The organism is Aeromonas sp. HMWF014, from assembly GCF_963878295.1.
GTDB lineage: Bacteria > Pseudomonadota > Gammaproteobacteria > Enterobacterales > Aeromonadaceae > Aeromonas > Aeromonas popoffii.
This window is the reverse complement of record NZ_CAWNYS010000191.1, coordinates 4,702-16,769: the sequence shown is the minus strand read 5'-3', so window position 1 is coordinate 16,769 and position 12,068 is coordinate 4,702. Positions and strand designations below refer to the sequence as shown.

The 12,068-nt window shown below is 60.0% G+C and carries 11 protein-coding genes; 4 read left to right on the top strand and 7 right to left on the bottom strand.

Annotated elements, in window-relative coordinates; genetic code table 11:
* The 7 genes from AAC083_RS07560 to AAC083_RS07530 all read right to left on the bottom strand — a co-directional run.
* A partial coding sequence (locus AAC083_RS07560) for a response regulator (RefSeq protein ID WP_146181612.1) occupies positions 1-442 on the bottom strand: 442 nt, incomplete at its 3' end.
* Positions 439-1,302, bottom strand: coding sequence for a CheR family methyltransferase (locus tag AAC083_RS07555; protein ID WP_258224627.1), 864 nt, complete (start codon positions 1,300-1,302; stop codon positions 439-441). The genes AAC083_RS07555 and AAC083_RS07560, both read right to left, overlap by 4 nt.
* Entirely contained in the window at positions 1,299-1,829 is a 531-nt protein-coding gene (locus tag AAC083_RS07550; RefSeq protein ID WP_042034320.1) for a chemotaxis protein CheW, read from the bottom strand. The genes AAC083_RS07555 and AAC083_RS07550 overlap by 4 nt, the downstream gene beginning before the upstream one ends.
* Before the next feature lie 10 nt (positions 1,830-1,839).
* The gene (locus AAC083_RS07545; protein ID WP_108536222.1) at positions 1,840-3,519 is read right to left on the bottom strand and encodes a methyl-accepting chemotaxis protein; all 1,680 of its coding nucleotides are present in this window, start codon (positions 3,517-3,519) and stop codon (positions 1,840-1,842) included.
* Positions 3,520-3,562: 43 nt separating this feature from the next.
* Positions 3,563-5,689 (bottom strand): chemotaxis protein CheA, encoded by a 2,127-nt coding sequence (locus AAC083_RS07540; RefSeq protein WP_108536221.1) that lies wholly within the window; start codon positions 5,687-5,689, stop codon positions 3,563-3,565.
* Positions 5,676-5,996: an STAS domain-containing protein gene (locus AAC083_RS07535; protein ID WP_042034316.1), complete on the bottom strand. Its 321-nt coding sequence runs from the start codon at positions 5,994-5,996 to the stop codon at positions 5,676-5,678. The genes AAC083_RS07540 and AAC083_RS07535 overlap by 14 nt, the downstream gene beginning before the upstream one ends.
* A gap of 16 nt (positions 5,997-6,012) precedes the next feature.
* The gene (locus tag AAC083_RS07530; protein WP_042034315.1) at positions 6,013-6,381 is read right to left on the bottom strand and encodes a response regulator; all 369 of its coding nucleotides are present in this window, start codon (positions 6,379-6,381) and stop codon (positions 6,013-6,015) included.
* A gap of 696 nt (positions 6,382-7,077) precedes the next feature.
* Here AAC083_RS07530 and hybO point away from each other — a divergent pair.
* The 4 genes from hybO to hybC form a co-directional block, all read left to right on the top strand.
* Positions 7,078-8,211, top strand: coding sequence for a hydrogenase 2 small subunit (gene hybO, locus AAC083_RS07525; RefSeq protein WP_108536220.1), 1,134 nt, complete (start codon positions 7,078-7,080; stop codon positions 8,209-8,211).
* Between the two features lie 2 nt (positions 8,212-8,213).
* A complete protein-coding gene (gene hybA / locus AAC083_RS07520; RefSeq protein WP_108536219.1) occupies positions 8,214-9,233 on the top strand; it encodes a hydrogenase 2 operon protein HybA in 1,020 nt (339 codons plus the stop codon).
* The gene (hybB, locus tag AAC083_RS07515; RefSeq protein ID WP_042034310.1) at positions 9,226-10,413 is read left to right on the top strand and encodes a Ni/Fe-hydrogenase cytochrome b subunit; all 1,188 of its coding nucleotides are present in this window, start codon (positions 9,226-9,228) and stop codon (positions 10,411-10,413) included. Before hybA ends, hybB begins: the two co-directional genes overlap by 8 nt.
* Positions 10,410-12,068, top strand: a 1,659-nt coding sequence (hybC, locus tag AAC083_RS07510; RefSeq protein ID WP_108536223.1) for a hydrogenase 2 large subunit, incomplete at its 3' end; no start/stop codon positions are given. The genes hybB and hybC, both read left to right, overlap by 4 nt.

Here is a 12,068-nt window from a genome sequence, read left to right as displayed (position 1 = left end):
GGACTAGGGCTATCTGGTTGGTCGCGGGCAGCAGATTGCGCAGCTTGGCGCCGACGGCGCCTCTTATCTCTTGAATGAAGTCGTTTGCCGACTGCTGCAGAAAGCCCTTGATGCCCACATTGGGCTTGGTGACGATGGAGATGGCCCCCGCCGAGAGGGCTTCCAGGGTGATCATGGCGCCCGCCTCGGTCAGGGAGGAGCAGATGATGATGGGGGTGGGGTGCTCGGCCATGATCTTCTTGAGGAAGGTCAGTCCGTCCATGCGTGGCATCTCTATGTCGAGGATGATGACGTCCGGCCAGCACTTCTTCATCTGCTGCATGGCGAAGATGGGATCAAAGGCTGCGCCAATGACCTCGATGTCCGCAGCCTTGCTCAGCATCTGGGTCAGCACTTCTCGCACCAGGGCCGAGTCGTCGACGATCAATACCCGTATTGTCATGGCGCATCCTTTGCTGGCAGACGGCGATAGCGGGAGGGGGCTTCCTGCACCAGGGAAAGATCCTGTTGGCGAATGACCTCGGAGTGCCCGACCAGCAGATAGCCACCGGGTCTTAGCAGCTGGCAGAGCTGGGTCAGGACGTGGGCCTTGGTGGTGTCGTTGAAGTAGATGAGGACATTTCTGAGCAAAATCACATCGAAATCGCGTTCCTGATAGTCACCGCACGACAGCAGGTTCAGGTTGGTGAAGGAGACCTTTCTGGCAAGCGCCGGCTTGACCCGGATCTGGCCCGCGTACTCATCATGACCGCGTTGAAAATAGCGCAGCCACAGATGGGGCGGCACATGCTGGGCCCGCTCGACCGCATAGATGGCGCGCCGGGCAAAGGGAATGACGCGGGTATTGATGTCGGTGCCGTGAATGCTCCAGCGTTCGTTGATGCCGTGCTGTTCGGCCAGCACCATGGCGGCAGAGTAAGCCTCCTCGCCGGTGGAGCAGGCTGCCGACCAGATACGAAGTGGCTGGCTGCGATGGGCGAGCAGCTGCTCGGCATGGTGCTTGAGCCAGGTGAAGTGTTGGGCCTCGCGAAAAAAATAGGTTTCGTTGGTCGACAGCAAATTGATGGCGAGCTGGCGTTCCTGGGTGCCGAGGGGCTGGTTTATCCGCTCCCAATAGGATTGATAGCTGGTGAGGTGCAGGGCCCGCAGTCGCTTGGCGAGCCGGGATTGCACCAGTGCCCGCTTGCAGGGGGCGAGATCTATGCCCGCCGTGTTGAGGATGAAGCGCCGAAACAGATCAAATTCGCTCTGACTGAGGCTCGGGACCTGCTCTGGCGTGAACAGCGGCGCCACCATGTTCATCCGCCCTGCTCTTGCGAGAACAGCTGGCCGGTGGCGGCCTCGGCCATGGTGCTCAGTTCGGTGATGGAGAGGGCCTTGTGCATGTCGAGCAGAATGGCGAACTGCTGATCTATGGTGACCACCCCCTGAATGAAGTCGCCCCGGATGTGGGTGCCGAAGGTTGGGGCCGGCTCTATGGTGTCGGTTCGGATCTCCAGCACTTCGCACACCGCATCCAGCAGCATGCCGATCTCCTGCTCCTCTCCAGTGCTGTTGGGCAGGGAGAGGACGGCGACACAGGTGGTGGGCAGCAGTGGGGTCTGGTCCCGGCCAAAGCGGATAGAGAGGTCGATCACGGGCACCACGGCGCCGCGCAGGTTGATGATGCCCCGCACGAAGCGCGGCATCATGGGGACCGGGGTCATGCCTTCGAACTCGATGATTTCACGGATGCAGCCAATGTCGACCCCATACAGCTCCCCCCCCAGCATGAAGGTGACGCAGTGAAAAGGGGACGCTGTGGCAGCAGGAGCAATGGTATTTCTCATCGGCCTGCTCCTAATAGTTGGTGAACTTGCCATCGTCGATTTCCCGCTCCAGATCCTCTTCGTGGAAGGGCTGGGCACGGGCAAGTGTCTTTTTCGGTTTGATGCGTCTGGCGGCGGAGTAGGTGGCCGTGTGCAAGGGATGGGGTTGGCGGTTATTGCCGCCCCTGAGCGTGAATTGTTGCATCAGCTCTTGCAGTTGCAGGGCGGTGGAGCTCAGCTCTTCCGAGGTGGAGCTCAGCTCTTCTGCCGAGGCGGCCGAGGCCTGCATGCCATCACTTATCTGGGTCACGGCTATGTTGATTTGGGAGACGCTGGCCCGCTGCTCGCGGGAAGCAGAGGCTATCTCCTGCACCAGGGTGGCGGTCTGATCGATGCCGGGCAGCATCTCGCGCAGCAATGACCCCGCCTGTTCGGCCACGCTGACGGAGCGACCCGCCAGCTCGCCTATCTCCTTGGCGGCGATTTGTGACCGCTCGGCCAGCTTTCTTACCTCGGCGGCGACGGTGGCAAAGCCCTTGCCATGCTCACCGGCCCTGGCCGCCTCGATGGCGGCATTGATGGCCAGCAGATCGGTCTTGTTGGCGATGTCATTGATAACGGTGATGCGCGAGGCTATCTCCTTCATCGCGTGGACCATCTCGCCAACCGCCTTGCCACTGTCGGTGGCACTGCTGGCGGCCCTGGTGGAGATGCTTTCGGTCACCCTGGCGTTGTCGGCATTCTGGCTCACTGTCGCCGTCATCTCCTCGACCGAGGCGCTGGTCTGCTCGACGCTGGCGGCGAGCTCGGACGAGGTTTGGGAGAGGGCATTGGCAGTGGCGGCGACCTGCTCGGAAGCCGAGCCTATCGCCTCCGACATGGCGCCGACCTCGTTGAGGGTATCGGAGAGGCGGTGGGCCATGCTCTTGATTGCATAGAGCAGGCTGCTGGTGTCGTCGGCTCTGAGCAGCACGGGAGTGGAGAGATCGCCGTCGGCAACCCGGGCCACCACCTGCACCGTATAGGAAGGGTCCCCCCCCAGCTGGCGCAATATGCTGCGGGTCACCAGCAGGGACAGCATGAAGCAGATAAGAAAGGCGCTGCAGGCGATGGCGATCAGGATCTGCAGATTGTCCCCATAAATGATTTTGCTCTCGGTTAATGACTGAGAGGCGAGTTTGTCATTCAGGTTGACCAGGTCGGTGAGCAGATCATCAGCAACATTGAATGCCGGTCGTCCCTGTTCGGCCAGCATGGTGGCGGCTTTCTGATTATTGAGATTATCCCCCGTATCGGATTGCACTGTCCTTATGATGCTATCGGCAAGGGGTTTGTAAATGGCCCACGCCTGATCAAAGCGCGCCAACAGATCTGTTTCTGGCTGGGTGAGCTCGGTTTTACGGTACTTGTCAATTAGCTCATTCATTTTGCCTTCGTATCGTAACATATTGTTTTCATTTTCTTTTCTTGTCTTGTCATTGTCTTCCAACACATAGCGATAGAGGGCCCGACTCGTGTATATGGCCTGCATATTGGCGTTGGCCAGATCCTTGATGGGGGTGAGCTGATTGGCATGCATGTTGTCGACCAGCGTGGCCATCGCCTTGGTGGAGTAGTAGCTGGTGAGCGTCAGCACCACCAGCAGCACCATGAGAATGGAAAACGAGAACACCAGCTTTGTTCTGACTTGCAAGTTGTGAAACCAGTCCATGGCTCTACTCCGTGAATCTTGTTAGTGACAGTATGGTCTGTGGTCAATGTCTGAGGGTGAACAGGGCGTCCGCCTGTTGATGGAGCAAGTGTTGCTCTCGCCGCCACGCCAGCTGAATGAGCTGGGGCACGTCGAGGATCAGCGCTGGCTGGCCATTGCCCAGAATGGTGGAGCCGCTGACGTAACGCAGGGATTTGAAAAGGTCCCCAAGTGGCTTGATCACCGCCTGCACTTCTCCTATCAGGCGATCCACTACGATACCGGCGCGGTTGTCGGCGTAATCGACCATCACCACAAACTCGGGCTCGGTTGCAGCCGGCAGGGCAAACAGTTCGCGCAGGGCGATGAAGGGAACCCACTCCCCGCGCACGTTGATCTGGCGACTCTGGCTGTGCAGGGCATCTGGCGGCAGGTCGATGCACTCCACCATCATGTCGAGGGGGATCACCAGAGAGGTGTGATCCACCTCAATCCGGAAGCCGTCTATGATGGCCAGGGTCAGGGGCAGCCTGAGCCGGAAGGTGGTGCCTGCGCCCAGCCGGCTCTCAATGGTGGTTTCACCGCGAAGGAATTCCAGGTTGCGCTTGACCACATCCAGCCCGACCCCGCGCCCCGAGAGATCGCTGACATCGGCTGCGGTGGAGAACCCCGGCATGAACAGCAGCTGGAAGAGCTCCTGCTCGCCGAGTACCTTGCCCTCCGGCACCATGCCCCGGGCGTGGGCCTTGGCAAGGATCTTGTCGCGATCTATGCCCCGGCCATCATCGCTCACCTCCACCACCACGGCCCCGGCATCGTGGTAAGCGTTCAGGGTGATCACCCCTTGCGCCGGCTTGCCGGCCGCCAGCCGCAGGGCCTGATCTTCGAGGCCGTGATCGGCGGCATTGCGTACCAGGTGCATCAGGGGATCGGTCAGTTTCTCGACCATGGATTTGTCGATGTCGGTGTCGGCGTTTCGGATCTGCAACTGGATATCCTTGCCCGTCTGCTGGGAGAGCTCGTGCACCAGTCGCGGGAAACGGTTGAAGATCTCGTTGATGGGCACCATGCGCAGAGTCAGGGCATCGTCACGGATCCCCTCCACCAGGGTGTTGACGGTGGCGACTGATTCGATGAGTTCCGCATCTCCTCTGAGTCTGGCCTGCAGTGTGGTGGCCGAGGTGGCGATCACCAGCTCGCCGACCCGGTTGATCAGGCGATCCAGCTTGGCTGCCTCGATCCGGATGTAGTGCCCTTCGGCCCGCAGCGGCGGCTTGGCCTGCACAAGGGGGATGGGGGCTGGCTGGGGCTCCGTTGGCGCCAGCGTTGTGGCAGTCCAGGGCACGTCACCGCTCGCGATGTGTGTGGCTTCCGCCTGGGTCAGTGCCTGGGCGGCGACCCAGCGTTGCAGCTGGGCCGAGAGCGGCTCATCCCGCCATGCCGCCAGCCGTTGGCCCTGTTCGGCAAACAGCGCCAGATCCTGATGCGGTGTGAGCAAGCAGATGAGGCTGGCGTGGGCGACAAAGTCGAAGGTGCCCAGGATCCGCTCTCTGGGCTCGGCACTGAGCAGGCCTATCTCGTAGCCGAGAAAACACTCGGTGGGATCGAGCAGTTGCAGCGGTGGCCATTCGTGCCAGACCGGCTGGATGAAGTGGATCTGCCCCAGATTGGCCAGGTAGCGGATGAAGGCAAGCAGGTCGAAGCCATCCTGATACAGGGCCGGATAGAAGCGCAGGGAGAGATGCCAGGGGCGCAGATCTTGCGAGGTGACGGGAGCGGGCATGGCCAGCGGCTGGCTGGGCAGGGTCTGGTGACCCTGCAACTGGGAGAGCAGGGCCAGGATCTGCTGGGTCTCGGTCTGCTGCAGTTCGGGATTGTGTTCGGCGCCCTGCAACAGATCGCGCAGTTGATCGTTGCAGGCCAGCAACAGGTTGACCAAGTGTTCATCCAGCGCTATATCGCCGCTGCGCAGTCGCTCCAGCATGTTCTCCATGGCATGGGCGAAGCGCACCAGCATGGTCAGCCCCAGCATGCCCGCCGACCCCTTGATGGTGTGGGCGGTGCGAAACATCAGGTTGTAGGTATCGGTGTGGGCCGGATAGGTCTCACGATCCAGCAGAGCATGTTCCAGGTTGTCGCACTGCTCATAGGCCTCTTCAAAAAAGAGGGCGCGGGCTTTATTGATGTCCATGAACCGCCCCCTTTGAGCCAACGTCAGCCCACAACCCCAGCTCGGTCAACACGCAGTGGGCGACACACTCATCGCTCGCCAGCAGTCGCAGCCGTTTACCCTGCTGGCTCGCCTCCTGCTGCAAGATGGCGATGAGCTGGGCGCCACAGCCGTCGAGTGCCTCCAGCGGGTTCAAGTCCAGGTTCAGGTCGGCAAAGTTGAGCAGGCCGAACAGATCGTCCTGCAGATCCCCCAGCGTCATTATGCTCAGTTCACCGCTCAGGGTGGCGGTGGGGGGCGTTTGCCTGGTATCGAGTTGCAGGCTCATGACTGTCGCTCCCGCATCATGGTTGCACCACCTTGTAAACATTATCGAGCAGCTTGAGTGGCTCGAACGGCTTGGTCAGCCAGACCCTGGCGCCAGCCTCGAACCCCTCTCGCTTGATCTGGTCGGAGTCCTCCGTGGTCAGCATGATGAAAGGGAGGTAGCGGGTCGTCTGCTGCGCCTTGACCCGTCTGAGCAGCGTCATGCCATCCATGCCAGGCATGTTGAGGTCTGAAATAATGAGGTGTACGCGTCGCTTTTCCAGCTGGATGAGGGCGGCCTCACCATCGTCTGCTTCTATCACGTCAAAACCGGCGCTGCTGAGCGTCATGGTGATGGCCGCCCTGATCCCGACGGAGTCATCCACCACGAGTATGGTCTTGCCCATAAGTCATCCTCTCGGCGCTACATCAGGAGGGGGCCCCAAGCGCAGGGGCGAGGCCTGCTCAGGTCCTCAGTGATAATTGTTGTTCAAGAGTCTGATGTGGGAGAGATTTTTTATATTGAATCCGGCTTTGGGAGACACTTGGCACTGTTTGTGCAATCTCCTGTGGGGTCGAGGTGTGACGTGCGAGAAAGGGCCCTGGCGATGATGCGGTTCTGCCTGAATAAAAAGCAGCTGAATGGGTGCGGCCATGAGCACGATATTGACGGAGCAACCATTGATGATAAATATCATTGGCAAGTCTGCCCCTGTTTTTACATATATGGCCACAAGTGATAAGGTATATTTTATTGGCCTCTTTATTTTATGGCGATCACTCATGGCTGCTAACATTAGCTATTTAAAAATAGTGTGACACCGCTTTAATTCTTATTATTTAACATCAAGACTAACGAGTGATTTTTATGGTTTTAATTCGTCTGGATTCAAAAATACCCTTTTATGGGTATTTTTTTTGGCTCATCGATGGGTTGTCTAACTGCATGCTGTATATGGTTTTTTAAATTAATGGTGATGAGTTATATATCTGGGTAATGTCTCGCGGCTTGATGGAGATCAACACGGGAGGAGAGGGGAGTCATTAGCATTTCCGCTATTAAGCATTTATCAAAAAAGTGCTCGCTAACGGGAATAAGAAAAATGGTCGAGGATAATGTTTTATCGGCTCATGGAATTAATCGCCGTGACTTTATGAAATTGTGCGCCGGGATGGCCGCAACCCTGGGATTAAGCCAGCATGCCGTGGCCAAGATGGCCACTGCGCTCACTGGCCCCGAGCGGCCACCGGTGATCTGGATTGGGGCGCAGGAGTGTACCGGTTGCACCGAGTCGCTGCTGCGGGCTACCCACCCCACCATAGAAAACCTGATCCTCAATACCCTTTCGCTGGAGTACCACGAAGTGCTCTCGGCGGCCTTTGGTCATCAGGCGGAAGAGAACAAGCACAACGCCATCGAGCGCTACAAGGGCAAGTATCTGCTGGTGGTGGATGGCTCCATTCCACTCAAGGATGGTGGTGTCTACTGCATGGTGGCCGGAGAGCCCATCGTCGACCATATTCGCCGTGCTGCCGCCGATGCGGCTGCCGTCATCGCCATCGGCTCCTGCTCCGCCTGGGGCGGTGTGCCCGCCAGCGGTGGTAACCCGACCGGGGCCGTCAGCCTGGAAGAAGCGCTCGGCAATATCGGCACCCCGATCATCAATATCCCGGGTTGCCCGCCCAATCCCCACAACTTCCTCACCACGGTTGCTTACTACATCACCTACGGCAAGCTGCCTGCGCTGGATAGCAAGAAGCGTCCGCTGTTTGCCTACGAGCGACTCATTCACGAGAACTGCGAGCGCCGTCCGCACTTCGATGCGGGTCGTTTCGCCAAGGCGTTCGGTGACGAGGGCCACCGTCAGGGCTGGTGCCTCTACCATCTGGGCTGCAAGGGACCCGAGACCTACGGCAACTGTTCGACCCTGGAGTTCTGCGATGTGGGCGGCGGTATCTGGCCGGTGGGCATAGGCCACCCCTGTTATGGCTGCAACGAACAGGGGGTCGGTTTCAGCAAGGGGATTTTCCAGCTGGCCAAGGTAGAGAACCCGACTCCGCGGGTGGAGAAACCCGACGTGGCAATTCAGGAGGGAGGATACATGTCACCGATGGCCACCGGCCTCATCGGTGGCGCCCTCGGGGTGCTGGTGGGGGTGAGTCTGATGACGGTGCGTGAACTCGGTCGCCAGCAGAAGCGCCATGAAGCCGGGCAGCCCCCATCACGGGAGGAGTGACCGTGAACAGACGCAATTTCCTTAAATTCGCCTCCGCCAGCGCGCTGGCGGCAGGGGCCGCCGCGCCCGGCAGTGCCAGGGCGGCGGCCAAGAACAAACCGCCTATTCCCGGGGCGATCGGCATGTTGTATGACTCCACCCTCTGCGTCGGCTGTCAGGCCTGTGTGGCCGAGTGTCAGCGCCTCAACGGTAACCCGGCCAATCCGGCGGGGGCGCAGACCTGGTCCAACAACGACAAGCTGACCCCCTACACCAACAACATCATTCAGGTGTGGAATAGCGGCAGCGGGGAGCACAAGGATCAGCTGGTGGATGGCTATGCCTACATCAAGAAGCAGTGCATGCATTGTGTCGATCCCAACTGTGTATCCGTCTGTCCGGTGCAGGCTCTCAACAAGGATCCCAGGACCGGTATCGTTCACTACGACCCGAGCGTTTGCACCGGCTGCCGTTACTGCATGGTGGGCTGTCCGTTCGATGTGCCCAAATATGACTATGACAATCCGCTTGGGGCGATCCACAAGTGCGAGCTCTGCAATCAGCAGGGGCTGGAGCGGATCAGCCAGGGCAAATTGCCTGGCTGTGTCGAGGTGTGCCCCACCGGCGCCGTGATTTTCGGCACCCGCGAGGAGCTGATGGCCGAGGCAAAACGCCGTTTGCTGGCGAGCCCCGGCAGTGAGTACGCCTATCCGCGCCAGACCCTCTGCGCCAATGACCCTTATCTGCATGATGTGCCCAACTACCAGCCTTACGTCTATGGCGAGAAGGAGGGGGGCGGCACTCAGGTGCTGGTGCTGGCCGGTGTGCCCTATACCAGGCTCGACATGCCCGACCTGCCGGAGCTCTCGTCCGGTGCCCGCTCGGAGCATATCCAGCACACCCTCTACAAGGGGATGGTGCTGCCCATGGTGGTGCTGACCGGGCTGTCGGTGCTTATTCGCCGCAACGCCAGCAAGCACGATCAGGCGCACCCTCATGACGAGGAGCAGGGCAAAGAGCAGGGAGGCAAGGATAATGAGTAATCACAAGGCGTATCCCCTCGGCGGCAAGCTGGTCAGCTGGCCGGTGCTGGTGTTGGCCCCCTTTGCCGTGCTGTGCGGCATGCTGATCGTGAAGCGCCTCATCTTCGGGCTGGGCTCGGTCACTGACTTGAACGGGGGGTTCCCCTGGGGTCTGTGGATCTCCTTTGACCTGCTGATCGGGACCGGTTTCGCCTGCGGCGGTTGGGCATTGGCCTGGGCTGTTTATGTGTTCAACCGAGGTGAGTATCACCCGCTGGTGCGCCCAGCCCTGTTGGCGAGTCTGTTCGGCTACTCGCTGGGCGGCCTCTCCATCACCATCGATGTGGGGCGTTACTGGAACCTGCCGTACTTCTACCTGCCCGGTCACTTCAACACCGCCTCTGTGCTGTTCGAGACGGCGGTCTGCATGACCATCTACATCGGGGTGATGGCGCTGGAGTTTGCTCCCGTGCTGTTGGAGAAATTCGGCTGGGAGGCGTCACTCATTCGCCTCAACAAGATCATGTTCTTCGTGCTGGCGTTGGGGGCACTGCTGCCCACCATGCACCAATCCTCCATGGGCTCCCTGATGATAGTGGCGGGGGAGAAGATCCATCCGCTCTGGCAGAGCTACGAGCTGTTGCCGGTCTTCTCCTTGCTGACCGCCTTCATCATGGGTTTTTCCATCGTGGTATTTGAAGGATCCCTGGTGCAGGCCGGGCTGGCGGGGCGTGGCCCCAATGAGAAGTCGCTCTTCTACAAGCTGACCCAGGTGATCGACATCTTCCTGATCCTGTTTGTGGCGCTACGTTTTGCCGAGATCGTTATCCACGACAAGTCGGCCTATCTCTCCGAGTTCAACCGCTTCTCCATCATGTTCTGGAGCGAGATCGCGCTGATGATATTCCCGCTGCTGGTGTTCCACTGGGACAAGAGCCGCCGCGATTCGCGCATGTTGTTCCTGGGGGCCCTCAGCATGCTGCTGGGCGCGGCGCTCTGGCGACTGAATTACTCCTTGCTCGCCTTCAACCCCGGCAATGGCTACCACTACTTCCCCTCCGCGGCGGAAGTGCTGATCTCCCTTGGCTTCGTCGCCATCGAAGTGTGTGCCTATTTGCTGTTGATCCGGCTGTTGCCGGTACTGCCATCACTTGAACGTGTTCACCAAGATTATCAGGCCCGAGGGAAAGCCAACGTATGAGCCAACGTATCACCATAGACCCCATCACCCGCATTGAGGGGCACCTGCGTATCGACTGCGAAATCGAAGGCGGCATCGTCACCAAGGCCTGGTCGTCCGGCACCATGTGGCGCGGGATGGAGGAGATCGTCAAGGGCAACGATCCGCGCGATGCCTGGATGATAGTGCAGCGGATCTGCGGGGTCTGTACTTCCATCCATGCCATCGCCTCGGTGCGGGCGGTGGAGAGCGCCATCGGCGCCAAGGTGCCGGTCAATGCCCAGTTCATCCGTAACCTCATCATCGCGGCCCACAACATCCACGATCACATAGTCCACTTCTACCAGCTCTCCGCGCTGGACTGGGTGGACATCACGGCAGCCCTTGAGGCCAATCCGCAAAAAGCAGCGGACATCCTCAAGAGGGTGTCGACCTGGTCCCTCAACAGCGCCGACGAGCTGACCAAGGTGCAGGAAAAGATCCGTGCGCTGGTAGCCAGCGGCCAGCTCGGCATCTTTGCCAACGGTTACTGGGGTCACAAGGAGATGAAGCTGAGCCCGGAGGTGAACCTGATCGCCGTGGCTCACTACCTGCAGGCACTGGAGTGCCAGCGCGATGCCAACCGCATCGTCGCCATTTTGGGGGGGAAGACTCCGCACATTCAAAATCTGGCGGTGGGTGGGGTGGCCAACCCCATCAACCTGGATGCGCCGAGCGTGCTCAACCTGGAGCGGCTGCTCTATGTGAAGAGCTTTATCGACCGGCTCGGCGAGTTTATCGAGCAGGTCTACAAGGTGGATGCCGCCATCATAGCCGCGCACTACCCCGAGTGGCTGCATCTGGGGCAGGGGGCCAAGCACTACCTGAGCGTGCCCGAGCTCCCCACCGACGCCGACGGCGGCAGCTTCCTGATGCCGGGCGGCTATATCGAGAATGGCGATCTGGCGGGTTATCGCCCCATCGAGAGTCATCAGGATGGCTGGCTGATGGATGGCATCGCCGAGAGCAACAAGCACGCCTGGTATAAGGATGACGCTCCCCTCAAACCGTGGGAGGGCAAAACCGAGCCCAACTACACCGGCTGGCAGGACGATGGCAAATACTCCTGGGTCAAATCCCCCACCTTCTACGGCAAGGTGGTGGAGGTGGGGCCGCTCGCAGACCTCCTGGTGAAACTGGCCGCCAAACACCCGGAGACGGTGGCGAACTTCGACCAGTTGAACGGCATTTATAAGGCGCTCACCGGCTCGGCCATCAAGACCGAACAGCTGCACTCCACCATGGGTCGCATCATAGGCCGCGCGGTGCGCTGCTGCGTGCTGAAAGATACCCTGGCGCACCAGTGGAAGGCGCTGGTCGACAACATCGGCAAGGGGGACTTTACCGCCTACATCAAAGCCGAGATCCCGGCGGACAAAGAGTTTCGCGGGGTGGGTTTTGAAGAGGCGCCGCGCGGCATGCTCTCCCACTGGATCGTCATCAAGGGTGGCAAGATCGCCAACTATCAGGCGGTGGTGCCCTCGACCTGGAACTCGGGCCCGCGCAATTTCAATGACGATCCCGGCCCCTACGAGCAGGCGCTGGTGGGCACCCCGGTGGCGGATCCCGCCAAACCGCTGGAGGTGCTGCGCACCATCCACTCGTTCGACCCCTGCATGTCCTGCGCGGTCCACGTG